The sequence below is a fragment of the Actinobacillus equuli genome, from assembly GCF_900636745.1.
Classification (GTDB): Bacteria; Pseudomonadota; Gammaproteobacteria; order Enterobacterales; family Pasteurellaceae; genus Actinobacillus; species Actinobacillus equuli.
Map to the genome: position 1 here is coordinate 883,319 of NZ_LR134310.1, position 18,833 is coordinate 902,151.

The window sequence follows — 18,833 nt, forward strand, 5'->3', positions numbered from 1 at the left end:
AGAAATAAAATGGCACGTCGTCCACTTGTAATGGGTAACTGGAAATTAAACGGTAGCAAAGCATTCACGAAAGAGTTAATTGCCGGCTTAAAAGCGGAATTAGCGGATGTTAAAGGCTGTGATGTTGCAATCGCTCCACCGGTAATGTACTTAGCGGAAGCGGAAGCGGCATTAGCGGGTCAATCAGTGATCGCATTAGGCGCACAAAACGTAGATGTAAATGTACAAGGTGCATTTACAGGTGACATTTCAACAGAAATGTTAAAAGACTTCGGTGCAAAATATATCATTATCGGTCACTCTGAGCGCCGTACTTACCACAAAGAAAGCGATGAGTTTATTGCGAAAAAATTCGGTGCGTTAAAAGCAGCGGGTTTAGTACCGGTATTATGTATCGGTGAAACCGAAGCGGAAAACGAAGCGGGTCAAACAGAAGCGGTATGTGCAAAACAAATTGATGCGGTAATTGATGCGTTAGGCGTTGAAGCGTTCAACGGTGCGGTAATTGCTTACGAACCAATCTGGGCAATCGGTACAGGTAAATCGGCAACTCCTGCTCAAGCACAAGCGGTTCACGCATTCATCCGTGGTCACATCGCAGCTAAATCACAAGCGGTTGCGGATCAAGTTATCATCCAATACGGTGGTTCTGTAAACGATGCGAATGCAGCGGAATTATTCACTCAGCCGGATATCGACGGTGCATTAGTCGGCGGTGCGTCATTAAAAGCACCTGCATTTGCGGTTATCGTAAAAGCAGCAGAAAAAGCTAAAGCGTAATTAATTCAATGCGTTAACAAGCGGTCGGATTTGTAAAAAATTTTGCAAATCCGACCGCTTTTTTATGGTTATTCATATGGAATGGCATAAATAAAAAATAGGCACAAACCTCTTGTCTGTACCTATTTTATTAATGGAAAGAAATATGTATGTAAATTTAGAGTATATTATTTAATTAAAAACTTATACGCACCCCCGTTGATAACACATTGTTTTTACCTTTTCCATGCTCAAGTTTTAAGTCATAGTTTAAATACCACGCAGTATTCGGTGTGAATTCAGTTAGCGCGCCGACACCTACCCACGTTTTATTTTTCGCCAGACCAATACCTTTCACACGGAAGTCTGCATTTTGTAAACCGGTATAACTTGCATCGAAGCTTAAATCTTCATTATTAAATGCAGTTTGGTGGTTTACATATCCTTGTAAGGTTGTTTTCACACCATTATTAAGGTTGATTGCCTGTGACATACGTACACCAGCTAATCCGCTTGTTTGTTGGTAAGTCGCTTTGTCTGCAGTTAAACCAAATTGGCTGTTGGTTTCACTAAAGGCACCGCGTCTCACCACATCATGGCTCACACCGATATATGGCGTGAAGGTGACATTACCTTGTTTAAAATCGTAACCTGTTTCTAAGTAACCTGAGATCACTTTATCTTTATGGTTAATTTTCGCCGTACTGCTGTTATTTGAATTTAAGATAATGGTACGTTCCACATCTGAATCCACCCAGCCGTAACCTACACGACCTTGTAAATACCAAGGTGCATTTTTATCACTCCAACGACCGTATAATGACACGCCTACGCCTTTCGCATCCGATTTACCACCATAACGGTCGAAGCTCACATCTGCTGTTGAGTAATTTACTGCGGTACCTAAAATAAAGTTATTGTTTACTAATTTATCGAAACCAATTTGACCAGCGTAAGTTTTTGTTTTACCTTCACCGAAACCGTTTTCTTTTAACTTACCGTTACCATAGATTCCAGATACCCAAACACCTGAGGCATCAGCTGTATGGTTTAATGTACCAAGCATAGAGAGACGGTTAGTTAAATCTTTATTGACCGTTTCCGCATTTTGGAATGTTAACGCCTGCGCTGATGCGTAAATTTGACCAGAAAGACTATCTAACACTGTTGTTTGACCCGCTGAAACCGCTGCAAGGCTATTTTGTAATAACGCTGCATCTTGTGCGAAAGCGGTTGAATTTTCTGCATTATTTGCATCAATTTGACGATCTAATGCTGAGAATGAGCTTTCTAAGTTGCTTGCAACACTTTCTGTCATGGCATCACGAGCTTCGCTATTAGCGACGAACGTTTCTACATTCTGACGACTTAAAGTTGTTTCAACCGCATTTTCAGCTGTTTTATTTACCGTCGCATTTAAAAGACTGGTTGTAGTTTCAACTGCACCGAATTCACCTTTAATTTCGCTATCTGATGTAATCGCCTCGGTTGTTACGCCTTTCGCCGTAATATATTGCGCTTGACCGTCTTTTTCTGCAGTTAATACAAGCGTTGAATTATTTAGATCTACATCACCTTTAACTGAGAGTTTAGAATCTAAACTTGATACTAATGTACTCTTTGCTGATGCTACATAGCCATTTTTAATGACGGTGTTACCATTATTTACCACTACCCCATCATTATTCACGCCATTTGATAATACGGTGCTATTTGCCACTAAAGTACCGTTTCTGCCTACGTTTACCGCAGAACCATAACTCTTACCGTTAATCGTAATCGCACCTTCATTTAAATTTGTGTCACCGGTAAAAGAACTTGCACCGGTAAGCACTAATTCACCCTGACCGTTTTTCACTAAGCCCACATCACCCGAAATATCATTTTCAAATGCGTAACTGCCTTGTGGAATAGTGACGTTTACATCTTCACCTAGTGTGATACGACTATCAAAACGTGCCGGACCTTTCACCGCTTTTTCAACATCAAGTAAACCCCAACCATATACATCATCAACACCACGAGCACCGATATCGGTTGCCGTCGTTAAAATTGATTGTTTAATGAGGTTACCGTCCATCCACGGATATTTTTGTTTAACAAGTGCTGCTGTACCAGTTACTGCCGGTGCAGCAAAAGAAGAACCACTTGCAATATAGTTGCTACCTTTAATATTAAATATATAGTCACCCATTGCAGAAACTGTCCAGTTCTTTGCTAGACCCGCTTGTGAATACGGCAATAAGTTAGACCATGAGAAATCGCCTAAACGACCGTTATCACGTGCTGCTAAAGCAACAACCGATAACCAACCTTTTTCTAATTGCGGTTCAAAATAAGGGAGCGCCGCTTGTGGAGAAGACTCACGTTCACCACGGTTGTTACCTGCTGCCCATACGAATAAACCACCTTTATTAACTGCATCTGTATAGAAATCTAAAAGATTCGGACTAAATTGGTGACCGTAGTAATAAGCCGAACGAGGGTTATTATTAAAGTAAGTCACTTGCTTAGGAATACCATAAGATTGGTTGAAAATACGCGCACCACGGTTCCACAATTGCTGATAAATATCTGCTGTTGCTAAAAGACCGGCAGAACCATCTGAATTCATTCTTGTAATATCCGCTAAGAGTAAATTCGCTCTTGGCGCAACACCATTTGAAGTATTACCGCCAACCATCTCAGCAACTTGAATACCGTGAGTTGCATCCGCCGGCGCATATCTACCGGTATTTAAAATTGTTCCACGGCGGCCAAATTTATTTTGAATATCTCTCGCTACCGTAGGGTTATTGAAGCCACTGTCTAAAACAGCAACGGTTACGCCTTCACCCCGAAGTTCTACATTGGCTTTATTATTCGGATCTTCCGGGTTGTAACCTCTAGAAGTATCATTCCAAGCTATACCTGTTCTTGGCACATTTCTCGCTTCAATCACAGAAATTGGGCTTGACGGCTGCGTTGGCTTGATTACAATAGGATACGAAGGGCTAATAGGAGTATCGTCTGCAATCGGTTCTACTACTGGCTTCTCTGGCTCAACTACTGGTGGTTCGGTGGTTGGGCCATTTTCATTTCCTGGGGTTGTTACATCTGTAACTGGCTCAGTTACTGGTTCAGTCGCTGGTGGTTCAGCTACCGGACCGTTTCCATTTTCAGGATTCGTTACATCAGTAACGGGTTCTACTTCTGTTGCTGGTGGTTCAGCAACCGGTTTTGGTTCTGTTGTCGGTGGATTCATATCCGGTCCGGAAACCACAACACCATCAACAATCTTCGTAATAGTTGTCACACCATTCACTGTTTTATAAATCGTTTGCGTCGTAACACCGTTACGAGTTTCAGTCACCGTACGAACGGTACCTTCATTCGTTGTTCTTGTATGGTCGGTAATTCGAGCACCTGAGTTACCAACCGGTCTAAACCAAGAGATTGGTTGATAACGAGAATAAACACCAAAATCTGATTTAATGTTATATAAATCAGTTTTAATATTATTAGAAAATTGGGCAGCCTGAGCACAACTTGCTGTTGCCGATATAATAGCAATTGCTAAGGCAGAATATTTTGTTTTCATAAATTTACACCTCTTTTTATATGAAAGGACTACAAAACGATCGTTCATTAATCGTTTGCGTGGCAGATTTTACTCATCCATAAATTTAGATCAAGTCAGATGACCGACAAGTTTTAAACTTACATTTGGTTGACAAATTAAAATATGTAACTAGATATTTGCATAAAAAAGCAAACAAATTAGACAAAAATTATACATAATCACTGATAAACAAAATCAATAATAATTATAATTCGTATAATGTGCTAAAAGGGATCTAAGAATATATCAGTCGTTAAAAACACAGAAATTTATTCTGTTCAAAAAATCAAAAAAACTTGTATAAATTAAATAAGAATTAAGCATGAAAGAATTCTTTATTTTTTACAATCATTTACACTAAAAATAATTTAAATAAAAAATTTATAGCTATTCTTATTTCAATAAATATGGCATTTAATAGAGTATTTATATACAAAAATAGTTCACTTTTTTATTTATTTTTTTATAATTAATTTAACTTAGATATTTTTAGTTCTAAAAACGAGCAATAAAAAAAATAAAAAACAAGAATAACTTTTTTATAAAATTTATTTATCTTTAAACTACTGTTTGGCGAGAATAAATTTTTCTATTCTCAGAAGAGAAGGGTATGACCAAAAGAAATGTTATAACACTAAGACACGGATTAAATAATTTAGTTGCAATACAGCTATTTAGTAATACAACACCATGTGTTTCCTATCACTTTAAATTAGGTTGGTAAAAAACCACGTAAAATTGACCGCTTAATACCTATAAAAAAACCCCTAATAGTGATAACTAAGGGGCTTTTATCAAATAGTTATTAAATCATTATCAGTGATGCTTACGTTTGCTTTTCGCTAAAAATGACCAGCAAATGGTACAAAAAATAAGAGCAAATACGATTGCAAACATAATTAGAATCACTTCACCGATATAGTAAGCATCTAACACAGGGTTATCCCAAATATGTTGTCGATATTCATAAACCATAAATGCCATAGATAACCAAACAGCCCAAGTCAAAGCCGTTAAAAACATACTTTTTAAACGAATCTTCCACCCTAACTGTTTTGTTTTGTTGATGATCATTAGCTTTTGTAATTGTTGTGCCGGCATATCCTTATACTCCTCTATCTGGGCTTGTCCATACTGCTAATCTCGATTTATTACGGAAAATTGCTTTTGGAATTCCGCATAACAATGTGACCGTATTTAACATCCAATACCACCATGGATACCATATGCATGAGAAAGCGTACTTCACAACCCCTCGTTCATAACGGTTATCGATATAAAGACTGATACTTAATTGGGCAAAAAACGCAATAAATAAAATTGCCATACTCGGCTTTAAAGAACCCCAATTAATGAAACTTACATTACCATCAAAAGTTAACTGGTATACGCTTGTAATCATTGCGCCCACTAATGAAATTGCCCAAACTGCAGTAATAATATATTCAGCAAACATCGGCCATAGACGGCGATTTTTTAAATGCCAAATTTTAGGGAAATACTTCATCATCGTTTCTGCACCACCTTGTGCCCAACGTAGACGCTGATTAAACAGTCCTTTGATTGTTTCCGGCATTAACACCCAACATAATGCACGAGGCTCATAAAAGATATCGTAGCCGGAGGTCTGAATTTTCCAACTTACATCAATATCCTCGGTGATCATATTGGTACTCCAACCGCCGATTTCATGCATTACGTCTTTGCGGAATAAGCAACATACGCCGGATACGGTGAAAATCGTCCCCATTAAACATTGAGCACGTTTAATTAACCCGATAATAGAACTGAATTCAGAAACTTGTAAACGCCCTAAAATCGTGCTGCGATTACGTACACGTGGATTGCCGGTTACCGCGCCATATTCCGGATTAGATTCCAATGCCTGTACCATATAATCCAGTGCCATGTAATCTAATACCGCATCACCGTCAATACATCCTACATATTTGCCTTTCGCAATTTTTAAGCCGTTATTTAATGCGCTCGCTTTACCTGAGTTTTTCTGGTGTAAAGCAACGATACGATTATCGGTTTTCGCCCATTTATCAATTAACTCGCCGGTGTTATCCCGACTACCGTCATTGATAAAAATCAGTTCATAATTTGGATATTTTAAATTCAATAAATGTGGAACGGCTTCATCTAAATTATCCGATTCGTTATAACAAGGAACCATCAAACTCACTAAAGGTACATCTTCTTTATTCATCTCACTGAATTTAGGCGGGACTTTTAGTTTTTCCTTAAATAGAAAATAAGCCCCTCCCGCCACAGCCCAATAAAACGCCATTACGGCAGGATAAGCAAATACAAATAAACTCAATACTTCTAGAATCATATCATCACCTTACTTATTTCCTTGTGATATCCCTATTACTAGACACATAAGGTTTTAGTTCTTTAAGAACGGTTTCATCAAATAAATAGCGATTCGGATAATACCCAAAACTCATTATTCCATTATGTTCCAACACTTTAATCCAACTGATTAATTCCTTTGTAGAGACATTTTTAGATGTTTTTGGATTTACAATCGAGAAATCGAATAATACTTTCTTACTTGAAACACCGGAGTCCTTAACGATATGAGCGATATCCTTTAACCAGTCTTTCGCTTGTGAGGCTGTTGTTACCCCTCCTAAAGAATAAGGTCTGGCATCAATTAATACCCTGTCATATTCTTTGCTGAAGTTCACTAAATCTTGGCTGAAATCTTTTCCGACCGGATTAATATTTCTTGATAACTTTTGGTGACGCGTACCGAAAAATAAATAAGGTTCAGCAGCCGTTTTCAACTCTTTGGTAAATTCAATAGATGCAGCATCATTGCTACTCCATTTATCCTTACCAATCTTGCTATCAAAGAATAAACCGTCACCTTTAGAGTAAAGCGATAGATTTTTATATAGTGATTTCATCACATCCGCATTACGAACATGGCTCGGTAAGCTTTCAATTGAAGCGGGCATCCAAGCGTAAATTTTAACGCCGGCACGTGTGCGTAATTGCCAAGCAACTTGACTGAAAATATCTGCTTTTACCGGTAAATGCGGATTAGGGAAATATACTCCGTCAATAATGCCGTCTTTATCCGGATCCGAATATGCTTTCAGATACACCGCCGTAACGCCGTACTGAGCGACACGGCTAATTAATGCGTCATAATTAGCTTTAAACACCGCCGGATCTGGGCTATACACATGGTCTAAATTAATATGCAATTCACGCTGAACCGTAGATTCGTTCTCCGTATCTTGCGTACGATTTAGATAATCCGCAATCACGGCAAAATTAGACTCCGCATCAATCAAGAAACGACCAATATGCGTATCGCCAACGTGATTTACTTTCTCTTTCAAGGTAAAGTGATAAGGCATACCCGCTTGTTTTGCTAATTCAATCGCCGCATCATTAAATGCGCCGTATGGCCATACCATCACTCTTGGTGCTTTACCCGTATGCTTCTTAATCAGGTTTACCGACATTTTCATATCGTTTAACAAGCGGGATTTATACTGAGCTTCCGTCTCATATTTACCGTTTTTGTACTCCGGCGCAATCATCGCAGCAAGTTGACTACCACCCGGATTGGCCTTCACGCCATGGTGTAAATCATGCGTATGTGAAGCGATTTCGACTAAGCCGCTCTTTTGCATCTCATCAATTTGCTGCCAAGTCGCGAAATACTTAGCACGATCCAATTTTTCATTACCATATTGAATTTTTCCGCCCATCGGGGTGTCAATCCAACTTGATACCGGTGCAAAAACAGCCGGATAGTTATAAGCTTTTAACAATGGATAAATCACGCTATACATGGTTTCATAACCATCATCAAAAGAAATTAGGACGGCTTTCGGCGGTAAAGTCGTTTTTCCTTGTTCCGCATCCATTACTTGCTGCCAACTCACCACATTGTAACCTTGCGCTTTAAACCAGTTAAAATGCGAAATTAACTGCTGTGCGGTAATCGTTTGTGAAACATAAAGACGTTTATCCTTAGGTGCGCTTTCATCTACCACCGAGTGATAAGCCAAAACGCTATATGTATCGGCAGCAAATGCCTTTGCAAAAAATAGCGAAAAACAGACCGCTAATGTCTGACCGAGTTTTTTCAATATCATCTTGCTTTACCCACTAAAAAGAATATGAAAGATTTACGTTGCCGTAATTATTAAATTCCGCATCGCCATCGTAGATATTTTTCTTACGACCGACTTCATAAGATAAACTCACTTTCTTGGTAATACGCCAATCATGTCCGTAGCTTAACGCCCAAGAGCGTTCCGCCTTGTGTCCTTGCTGTTTATATTGACCCGCACTCGCTCGGATATGATGCGTTAAAGCCAAGCCGTAATTCATCGGCTGCCAATAACTGAGATCCGCACCGAATTCTATATTGCGGCTTTTTAATGGGTTGTAATACCATGCTGAAGCAGTTTCTTTATTGCGTTGATAATCAAAGCGCAAATTATTAGTTAAAGCCCAACGATCTTTTCTGAATGTTTCTGCCGAAGCCCATGCATAAAACGATTTACGCAGATTACCGTCATCAAATTTCATTGCATTAATACCGGCACCGATACGGAATAAATCACGATAGGTATAAGTTGTACCGAAACCGATATCTTTCGTATAAATCCCTTGGTTAATCGCTTTGATCGGTGTTCCGCTACCATTCAGGTTACCAGATAAATCAAAACGCCAACGTTGATTAAACTGATAAGAAGTAGCTAATGATAGATAACTTTTATCGTGTAATTTAATCCCCTTACCGGCTTCAATATTCACGTTAATAGGATATAAATTCACATTCGTACCGACACCGATACGACGTTGTTTCAACACCGTATCTTCTGTTGGCACTTTTTCTTCCGCGTAATGCACATAAGCATAATGTCCGTCCGCACTTTTCGGTGAATTCAGATAATATTCTTGCGTCGTTTCATTACTTGATTTGTTTTTTGGTGCAGTCTGATGCAATACTCCGAATGAAGCACTAAAACTACCTCGGCGAGCATCTTCATAATTTTTTAAAACCGACTCAGCACCATCACGTTCTTCCTCGGTATAACTGTCTATCAACTTACGAACTTCTCGTAAATTCCCTTGACTAAGTGCGATATTGGCACGCTGATTTTTATAAGCGCCTTGATCACTTTCACCTAAGAAATGACTTGCTTTATCAGCTAAAAAATTTGCTCGATCATGGTTATTACGAGAGCTTTCCAAATCACTTAATGCCAACATAGTCCAAGGATCACCCGGCACGAGATGCATCAATCTATCGACTAACTTTTCAATCGCTGTTGTTTTATCTCCACGCCAGTTATGTAGATTGACCTGATTGTAATAAGCTCGCTCATAATTCGGATTACTTAAACGGGTCGTATGTGTGAAATCCCAAATGGTCTCACTCTCACGAATTTGATCTTGATAATCTTGCGCTTGTTGGAAATAACCAGCATCGCTTGAAGCACTAATTAACTTAAACAATAACGCAGTATTAACCGCATTGTGCTGCGCTCGTTCTTTGGCTTCCAGTTCTTGATAAATCTCTAATGCTTTAAAAGCTGAACCTTCTCTTAATAAAGTATCCGCATACGCTTCTTTCACATAATCCGGAATACCTTTATCTAAAGCAGTTAAGCGTTGGTAGTCTTCTCTCACCAGTTCATTATTATTCAAGCGATTAGCAATCGCTAAACGGTCTTGGATCGCTTGTTGATATAAAGGGTTTTCTGTATCCGTATTTTCAATCACCCGTGTTAAGCGTTTATGAGCATTTTGCAGTTCGACTTTTTTCAAACTGCTATTGCCTTTTACCGCCGAAATCACTTCGCTATGCTCTAACCAAGCTTTATCTTTTGCTGTAAACAGTTCCGGATAGCTTTGCACAAGCTGATCTTGAACAGGATGAACATTCAATTTTGCCGCTAACCGATAAAGCTGTATTGCCAATTTATGATTTGACGGATTGGCTTTAATTTGATCCTGCCAACGTCCTAATTTAGCTAATTCAGGTTCCGTTTGATCTAACAGAAAGCTTGATGCGTCCTTGTAACCATCATCAGTACCAAACTTTTGCTTATATTGGGCAAGATGTGTTTGTGCATCTTGATATTTGCCTAGCTCTGTTTCAACAAGTGCACTGCCTAACAAGCCATTTGGGTTTTGGGGATAAGAACTGCGTAGCTTCGCATATAACTGAAGGGATTTTGGAAGATTTTGACTTGTGCGATATGCCTTTGCCAAATTTTCAAGTTCGCTTTCCGAGAAACTATTTACATTACATCTCGGACAGACCTGTGTCGCTTCTTTAAATTGACCTTTCCTGACCATTAAAGCAATTAAATCATCTCTGACCTTTTGGTCTTGTGTCTTTTTATATAAAGCCGACATTTGAGTAATAGCTTGCTCAAGCTGACTATCTCCTTGGCGTGCAAAAATAACGATTTCTTCACGTTTGACATCAATCGGCGATTGATTTGCAAAAATCGTATTTGCTGCAGTAGTTGAGAGGAGGGCAAGCACAACGTGATTAAATTTGATACCCATACAATACATCCATAATATGTTTAAAATTTATAATAATGTAGAGATTCAGCTCACATTTGTTCGCTTTTTATCTACTTAGGATCTAGCTTTTATCTTTATTAAATATTACATTAGCGTACAAATGTAAGCTTAAACTAATAAATAAAGGATTTATATGAATCAGCTGTTAGACTTCCATTTCGTTCATCGAGTACGACAACAAGCAAAAAAGCTACAAAACTCGACCGCTTTACGCCATAAGGAACATGGCACATGGGTGGATATTTCTTGGCAAGACTTTCAATCACAGATTGATAACGTTTCGCTCGCATTACTAGCTCATGGTATTGGAATACAAGATAAAATTGGCATTTTTGCTCACAACATGCCGCAATGGACTATAGCGGATCTAGGTGCGTTACAGATTCGTGCCGTAACGGTACCAATTTACGCGACAAATACTGCCAAACAAGCTGAATTAATCATTAATAATGCAGACATCAAACTCTTGTTCGTAGGAGATCAAGAACAGCTTGACGTTGCATTAAAAATTGCTAAAAACTGTCCTTCGCTTGAGAAAATTATTGTCATGAAACCTCATCTTGAGGGAACGTTTGACAATGATTCTTCGTCATGTGGTTGGAATGATTTCTTGGGAAAAAGTTCCGAAAAATACCGACCTGAACTCATCCGATGTCTAAACAGCGCTCGACTCGATGATTTATTCACCCTGATTTATACTTCAGGAACAACAGGTACACCTAAAGGCGTGATGTTGGACTTCTCAAATCTGGCTCATCAATTACAAGCGCATGATCTAGCTTTACCGGAGGTAGGGACTGATGATGTTTCTTTGTCATTCCTACCTTTTTCACATATTTTCGAACGGGCTTGGGTCGCTTATTTATTACATAAAGGTGCTACAGTCTGTTATTTAGAAGACACTAATGAAGTGCGCACAGCATTAACCGAGGTAAAACCAACCTTAATGTGTGCAGTTCCTCGTTTATACGAAAAAATGTATGGCGCAATTTTTGATAAAGTAAAACAAGCCCCTTTTCACCGCCGTGCATTATTCACATGGGCGTTAAAACAAGGAAAAACCTTTGTTCGCACACAAAAAGCCACATTAGCTTACAAACTGGCAAATAAATTAGTTCTGACAAAATTAAGAGCGTTATTAGGCGGAAACATCAAAATGATGCCTTGCGGCGGGGCAAAATTAGAACCGACTATCGGGGAGTTTTTTCATAGCATCGGTATCAATGTAAAATTAGGCTACGGTATGACGGAAACGACCGCTACCGTTTCTTGCTGGGCAGATCGCAACTTTGCTTTAAATTCCATTGGAACGCTCATGCCGAATGCCGAGGTAAAAATCGGTGCAGATAATGAAATTCTGGTTCGCGGCGGTATGGTGATGAAAGGCTATTATAAAAATCCGGAAGAAACCGCTAAAGCCTTTACCGAAGACGGCTTCTTACGTACCGGAGATGCCGGCGCATTAGATGAACATGGCAATCTGTATATTACCGACCGTATTAAAGAGCTGATGAAAACCTCAAACGGTAAATATATTGCCCCGCAATATATCGAAGGTAAATTGGCTAAAGATAAATTTATTGAACAAATTGCAGTGATTGCGGATACCAAAAAATATGTATCGGCACTGATTGTGCCTTCGTTTGAAGCTTTGGAAGAATACGCTAAACAATTGAATATCAAGTACCATGATCGCCTTGAATTAATCAAGCATTCGGCGGTTATTCAATTATTTGAAAAGCGCATTGAAGAGTTACAACAAGAGCTTGCCCATTTCGAACAAATTAAAAAGTTCACCTTACTGCCGCAAGCTTTTAGTATCCATATGGAAGAACTCACGCCAACGCTTAAATTACGCCGTAAGGTCATTCTAGAACGCTATCGCTCGCAAATTGAAGCGATGTACAGCTAGCTAAAAAAACAAGCGGTTGAATTTGTAAAAAATTTTGCAAATTCAACCGCTTGTATCGTCTTACTACTTATTCAACTGAACTGGTAACAATAAACTTAACGGGCGCTTACGGATAATTTCCCATAAGCATTTTAAAATTTCCCGCCAGCTATCAATTTCGGTATTACGTGAACGCAATGCAATCCATAACGTTAGAGAGAAACTGACAATCAAGTTAACCGCACCGATCATCAACACAAAGCAGATGCTTTGCAGTAACACTTGCCAGCCTAATGATTCACTTACCACCGCATAGCCGACATTCGCCGAAGAAAAGGCAACGTGACGAATATCAAGTGGTAATCCTAACCAATAACCAATCACACCGGTAATACCAAGCAACATACCGAATCCTAAGTTACCGATAATCGAACCTGCATTATTATGCACATAGTCAGCAAATTTCTCTCGGATGGATAACGGTAAAATTGCCTTTAACCACGGGTGCTGTCTTAAGCGCATACGGGTATTTAAATAGTTGCTACGGTTGTCAAAGTAGCCGGAAATAATCCCCGAACAGAACAACCACAAACCGGCAATTGCCGCAAACCATAACGTCCCTTTGGTCGGATCAATCGAACTTAGCTGATATTGCACCATCTCACTGTCTAATAACGCTTTGCCGGTGTGTTTTGTATAGCCATAGGCGATCAATGCCGCCACACTCATCGACACAATCACGTTCCCAAGTACCGCAATGCTTTGTGAACGCAATACGTCCACCAACAATTGCGCCAGTTTCATATTCACCGCTCTGCCCTGCGGGTTTCGTTCGACTGCCTCGGCAAAACGGGCGGCAGTCATCGCCGGCTGCTTGGTCGCCACGGTAAAATGCAACATAAAGATAATGGTAAAACCGATACCGTAGTTCAAACCTTCCGCAATACCTTTCCAGACCTTATCGTCAATCATTCCGCCTAGATACACTTTAAATAGCGCCATCAGCGCAATCAGTACTCCACCGCCGGCAGCAGAATAAAACATGCTGAAATATTCTTTTTTATCACGGGTAATATAATGTTCGCCGTGATCACTGGTGTGTTGAGTGATGCTGCGAGAAAGCATTTTGACGCTTTGTTTCCATAAATCGGAAATACTGTGCTGCTTTGCCGAAGCTTCCGCCAACATTTTGGTAATTTGTAACACGCGCAAACGAGCTACTCTGTTGGTAGAAAATAATTCCATCAACATGGATAAACGGTCTAACGTTTGGCTTAAACGCTCAAGCAAGTGCGCCACACCAAGTGACGAACCGGCTGTCGATCCTTTTTTCTGTAAGCGATCAACCAATTCACGTGATTGGCTAAACATCACCTGTAAATGACTATCGTCATAATATTGATTTTGACGGCGAGCCTCTAGCCATTGGAAAACTTCTTTTTGCAATGCGACAAAAGGCGAATCCGCATCCAGTAATGTCGGATCAAGTCGAATTAACTCCGGCTCCAAATCCTCTGCCGCAATCCAAATCGAAAGCATTTTGATCGCAAATAACCCTTCGTGACGAATATGCTCATACAGCCAGGTTCTATCCTGTTCACTTACACTGCGATCTAAAGTGTTGAGAAAATTTAACCAACTTTTGGTCGGAATGGCATTAATCCAGTCCACATCATGCCGATCGCAAAACAATAAAATAAACACATCACGTAAATCATTCACATCTTTAAATGAGGGATTGAGCTTCTCATATAAGCGATTACGCATTTCACGTCCGAAACCTTGGCGACCTAAAATGCCGCTACTGACTAAAATCGGATATAAACGTAACTGGCAAAGCCAACGGCAGATCAATGTTGCCACCGCTTGAGCGAGTTCCGGCTGTTGCTTAAGTAAATTGGTAAAAAATTCTAATTTTTCGACCGCTTGTTCCGGCTTACCGGCTCTAAGCCACTGGCATAAGCCGTTCAGTAAAGTAAAAGCGTCGTTTTGTTCGATTTGCTGGGTAACGAAGGGGGAAAGTGTTGTTTCATTAAGTTTTATTTTTGGCATATTTGATTATATTTGTTCCTATCTTTCATTAATTTCGATAATTTTGAGCCCATTTTACAGGAAAAAGTTCAAAATAGAACGGTAAGGTTTCCCCTACCGTTTTCTCACTATTACACTAACTTAAAGATAACTTCAAAACTTTCGCCCTGTTGTAATTTTCGATTTATACGGGCAGTTTCTACACATAACATCGTTTGGTAGCCAGTTTCGCTCATGGAGCTTGTTGCTTTATGCCACGGGTTCCATAACACAATATCGCTCGCATCAATATGCTCAATTTGAATCGTACGTTGATTTGCCGCATCTTCAATGCAATTAATAGACTGCTCCGCGCTATAAATGCAATCTACATTTTCATGGATTTTACGTGGTGAAGGCACTTGTACAAATTGTTTAGTCAGCGAATCAAAACATTCATGCGGTAAACCTTTCACTTCGGTTTGCTGAATATCCGCCACATTGAAATAGCTATGCAATGCCGCCTGTGCTTCTTGCTCTGCATAATGAGTGAAAATCAAATGACATTCTTGGTTAAACGCCATTTCAATTTTCGCTTCGATAATATTTTGTTCGTCATAGAGCGAAAATTCTAAATAGGCATATTCTTCATCCATTTCATAATGACTGAGCGACCATTCACGAATGCGTGCCGTACCGTGTGACGGACTTTTTGCCGAACCGAACCACGGATAACAAATCGGCACTCCGCCACGAATCGCATTGCCTTTTTGGAACGGCTCAATCTCCGAAAGCCATAACACATCTTGTTGTGCCGCTGCCGGCTGCCAACTTAATAATTGTGCACCTTGCAAAGCAACCAGCGCAGAGCCTAAAGCATGTTGCACTCGAATCACATATAACTCATTACATTTCTCAAGGCTGATACCTTGGCTAATTTGGCGAATAAATTCGGTTTTCATTTTTCACTCCTTTAACATTCCAAAAGCAAGCGGTCAAATTTACAACTTTTTTTGCAAATTTGACCGCTTGATCCTAATCGATATTTTGTAATTCTTGTTCGGAAAGCTGTTCTTTACCGCTTTCTTCCGCAACTTTACCGTCACTCACTTTAAATTCGAGATTTTGGAAATAAGCCTCACGGAAAGTAACATATGGATCGGAAGACTGCTGTAATAATGCATCTTGATCTAATAATTTTGAGCGGCTATCTACACCTTGTACGGCAAATTTCGCGACTGTCCAAGGCATCGTAAGCATAGATAATACAGGATAAGCTGAATCCGCTGCTTTACCGACCGCTTGACGAGGTGTGGTTGCGCCATAACCCGGCACCATAATATAAGTACCTGCCGGCACATTATAACTGCCTAGCGTATGACCAAACTCACGATTACCGTTATCCAGTTTGAGATCCGGCGTTTGGCTCGCCCAGTCAATTAACCCGCCTAAACCGAAAATCGAGTTAATCCAAAAACGGTTGAAGTGGATCATTGCCTTTTTACCTTCACCTTCCAACAAGCGGTTAACAAAACTTGCCGGTTCATCAAGGTTATTCGCAACATTGGTTAAACCGGTTTTGATCGGGCTTGGTACATAATCACGCCACCCTGTTGCTACCGGTTTTAATACATAAGGATCGATATATTCATAATTCACTTTCCACATCGCGCGGTTAAAGCCTTCCAGTGGATCTTTACGCTCTCCGGTCGCCGGATCAATCGCCGATGAACATGCTGTTAACATCACGATCCCCGCAACTAAGCCTAATTGTTTTAATTTCATTATCTTTACCTTATCAAAGAAATCATTGGCGCATTTTAACCAACTCTTCCTAAAACACAAAGTAAACAAGCGTAAAATTCAAAATAGAAATCTAGACGTCTAGATTGCGATATCAAATAGTTTTGATTACAATACCGACAATTTTATCGAAGATTAGGAATTTAACTATGGCAGATTGGAGTGGCGAATATATTAGCCCGTATGCCGAACACGGCAAAAAAAGCGAACAGGTCAAGAAGATCACCGTATCGATCCCGATTAAAGTATTAGAAATTTTAACCAACGAACGTACACGTCGTCAGATCAAAAACCTACGCCATGCAACTAATAGCGAATTACTGTGCGAAGCATTTTTGCATGCGTTTACCGGACAGCCGCTGCCTACGGATGAAGATCTGATGAAAGAACGTAGCGATGAAATTCCGGAAGAAGCTAAAGCAAAAATGCGCGAATTAGGTATCGATCCTGATAATTGGCAATATTAATCATTTAGTAAGCCTCATTTTGAGGCTTTTTTCTAACCATCAAAAGGTGTCTTATGCATTATCAACAACTTGCTAGAGAAGCTCGCTGGGCAATTTGGCTTGCTTTAGTTTACTTGCTCGGTTGGGTCGTTTTCGCCTATTTTTCACCGGCAGGACGAGGTATTTTCGGCTTTCCGATTTGGTTTGAACTTGCTTGTATCGCATTGCCGCTCGGCTTTACCGCGATTGTGTATTGGATGATCAAAAAGGTTTATCAACATATTGACTTAGATAAGGAACAAAGCAATGAATAAAGAGATGTTATTGCCGTTAATTGCTTATTTGTGCTTTGTATTCGGTGTGGCGTTTTATGCCTACCGTAAACGCCAAGGCGGTAGCTTTTTATCCGAATATTATGTGGGCAGCCGCTCAATGTCCGGTTTTGTGTTGGCAATGACCACTGCCGCTACCTATGTCGGTGCAAGTTCGTTTATCGGTGGCCCGGGCGCTGCTTATAAATACGGATTAGGTTGGGTATTACTCGCGATGATCCAAGTACCGGCGGTGTTACTGGCGTTAGGCGCGCTAGGTAAAAAATTTGCGTTACTCGCCCGGAAATATAATGCGGTAACCATCAATGATTTATTGCTTGCTCGCTATCAAAATAAATTTGTGGTTTGGATTGCAAGTCTGGCATTGTTACTTTCGTTCTTTGCGATGATGACGGTACAGTTTATCGGTGCCGGTCGCTTACTGGAAACCACCTTAGGTGTGCCGTACCAAACAGCGGTAATTATTTTTGCGGTTACGGTTGGTATTTATACCTTTATCGGCGGCTTCCGAGCGGTAGTGTTAACCGATACCATTCAAGGCTTAGTGATGTTAGTCGGTACTTTCTTATTGCTCGGTGGCGTGATTTATGCCGCAGGCGGTATTGAAAATGCGGTAAATACCTTAGAAACGATTAACCCACAACTCATCCAGCCGTACGGTATTGACGAACGTCCGTTAGATTTTACCTTTATGACTTCGTTCTGGGTATTGGTCTGCTTCGGTTTAATCGGTTTACCGCAACTTGCAGTACGCAGTATGGCATATAAAGACAGCGCTTCTTTACATAAAGCGTTAGTCATCGGTACTTTAGTGGTATCGCTGCTGATGTTCGGTATGCACCTTGCCGGCGTGCTTGGACGTGCGGTCATTCCTGATTTAAAAATTCCGGATCAGGTTATCCCAACGCTGATGATTCAGGTGCTTCCACCGTTAGTTGCCGGTATTTTCTTAGCCGCCCCGATGGCTGCGATTATGTCATCGATTGACTCATTATTAATTCAATCGTCTTCCACCTTAATCAAAGATTTATATTTAGCGGTGAAGCCGGAAGCAGTCGATAACGAAGCTAAGTTAAAACGCTTCTCAACCATGACTACGCTTACCTTTGCGGTGTTATTAGTGTTTGCGGCGTTAAATCCGCCGGATATGTTAATTTGGCTTAACTTACTTTCACTCGGTGGCCTAGAAGCAACTTTCTTGTGGGTGATCGTGTTGGGACTTTACTGGAAAAATGCGAATGCAACAGGGGCAATTAGCTCAATGTTGGCAGGTTTAACAAGTTATGTGATTTTTACTAGCTTTAAAATCAACATTTTTAGCTTCCATGCGATTGTGCCGTCATTAGTTATCGGCTTAGTTGCCTTCCTTGTTGGCAACCGTTTTGGCAACAAAGCTAGCTAAGTCATTC

Annotated in this window: 13 protein-coding genes; 5 read left to right on the top strand and 8 right to left on the bottom strand. The window is 40.1% G+C overall.

Annotation, left to right across the window (positions count from 1 at the left end):
* Positions 1-9 precede the first annotated feature (9 nt).
* On the top strand, positions 10-780 hold the full coding sequence (gene tpiA, locus EL121_RS04100) for a triose-phosphate isomerase (protein ID WP_014992199.1): 771 nt from the start codon (positions 10-12) through the stop codon (positions 778-780).
* Positions 781-955: 175 nt separating this feature from the next.
* Here tpiA and EL121_RS04105 read toward each other — a convergent pair whose 3' ends face one another.
* The 5 genes from EL121_RS04105 to pgaA form a co-directional block, all read right to left on the bottom strand.
* Positions 956-4,339, bottom strand: a complete 3,384-nt coding sequence (locus EL121_RS04105) for an autotransporter domain-containing protein (RefSeq protein ID WP_039197904.1) — start codon at positions 4,337-4,339, stop codon at positions 956-958.
* Positions 4,340-5,176: 837 nt separating this feature from the next.
* Positions 5,177-5,461, bottom strand: a complete 285-nt coding sequence (locus EL121_RS04110; RefSeq protein WP_039197906.1) for a peptidylprolyl isomerase — start codon at positions 5,459-5,461, stop codon at positions 5,177-5,179.
* Positions 5,462-5,465: 4 nt separating this feature from the next.
* Complete coding sequence (gene pgaC / locus EL121_RS04115; protein ID WP_039197908.1) at positions 5,466-6,701, bottom strand: poly-beta-1,6-N-acetyl-D-glucosamine synthase; 1,236 nt, start codon at positions 6,699-6,701, stop codon at positions 5,466-5,468.
* Between the two features lie 13 nt (positions 6,702-6,714).
* Positions 6,715-8,487 carry a poly-beta-1,6-N-acetyl-D-glucosamine N-deacetylase PgaB gene (gene pgaB / locus EL121_RS04120; protein WP_039197909.1) on the bottom strand — a complete coding sequence of 591 codons (1,773 nt, stop codon included), beginning with the start codon at positions 8,485-8,487 and terminating at the stop codon, positions 6,715-6,717.
* Between the two features lie 13 nt (positions 8,488-8,500).
* On the bottom strand, positions 8,501-10,921 hold the full coding sequence (gene pgaA / locus EL121_RS04125; RefSeq protein ID WP_039197911.1) for a poly-beta-1,6 N-acetyl-D-glucosamine export porin PgaA: 2,421 nt from the start codon (positions 10,919-10,921) through the stop codon (positions 8,501-8,503).
* A 154-nt stretch (positions 10,922-11,075) separates the two neighbouring features.
* On the opposite strand from pgaA, the gene EL121_RS04130 reads away from it, so the two are divergent.
* Entirely contained in the window at positions 11,076-12,854 is a 1,779-nt protein-coding gene (locus EL121_RS04130; RefSeq protein ID WP_039197914.1) for an AMP-dependent synthetase/ligase, read from the top strand.
* Positions 12,855-12,917: 63 nt separating this feature from the next.
* On the opposite strand, the gene EL121_RS04135 is transcribed toward EL121_RS04130, so the two are convergent.
* The 3 genes from EL121_RS04135 to EL121_RS04145 all read right to left on the bottom strand — a co-directional run bounded on the left by EL121_RS04135 (position 12,918) and on the right by EL121_RS04145 (position 16,628).
* The gene (locus EL121_RS04135) at positions 12,918-14,885 is read right to left on the bottom strand and encodes a site-specific recombinase (RefSeq protein WP_039197915.1); all 1,968 of its coding nucleotides are present in this window, start codon (positions 14,883-14,885) and stop codon (positions 12,918-12,920) included.
* A gap of 110 nt (positions 14,886-14,995) precedes the next feature.
* Positions 14,996-15,805, bottom strand: a complete 810-nt coding sequence (locus EL121_RS04140; RefSeq protein ID WP_039197916.1) for a D-hexose-6-phosphate mutarotase — start codon at positions 15,803-15,805, stop codon at positions 14,996-14,998.
* A gap of 73 nt (positions 15,806-15,878) precedes the next feature.
* Positions 15,879-16,628, bottom strand: a complete 750-nt coding sequence (locus tag EL121_RS04145; protein ID WP_039197918.1) for an MlaA family lipoprotein — start codon at positions 16,626-16,628, stop codon at positions 15,879-15,881.
* A gap of 167 nt (positions 16,629-16,795) precedes the next feature.
* Here EL121_RS04145 and metJ point away from each other — a divergent pair, with 167 nt between their 5' ends.
* The 3 genes from metJ to panF are packed head-to-tail and all read left to right on the top strand — an operon-like array spanning position 16,796 to position 18,826.
* Positions 16,796-17,113 carry a met regulon transcriptional regulator MetJ gene (metJ, locus tag EL121_RS04150; RefSeq protein WP_014992209.1) on the top strand — a complete coding sequence of 106 codons (318 nt, stop codon included), beginning with the start codon at positions 16,796-16,798 and terminating at the stop codon, positions 17,111-17,113.
* Between the two features lie 53 nt (positions 17,114-17,166).
* Complete coding sequence (locus EL121_RS04155; RefSeq protein ID WP_039197920.1) at positions 17,167-17,406, top strand: YhdT family protein; 240 nt, start codon at positions 17,167-17,169, stop codon at positions 17,404-17,406.
* Entirely contained in the window at positions 17,399-18,826 is a 1,428-nt protein-coding gene (panF, locus tag EL121_RS04160; protein WP_039197922.1) for a sodium/pantothenate symporter, read from the top strand. Before EL121_RS04155 ends, panF begins: the two co-directional genes overlap by 8 nt.
* The last annotated feature ends 7 nt before the right edge of the window (positions 18,827-18,833 follow it).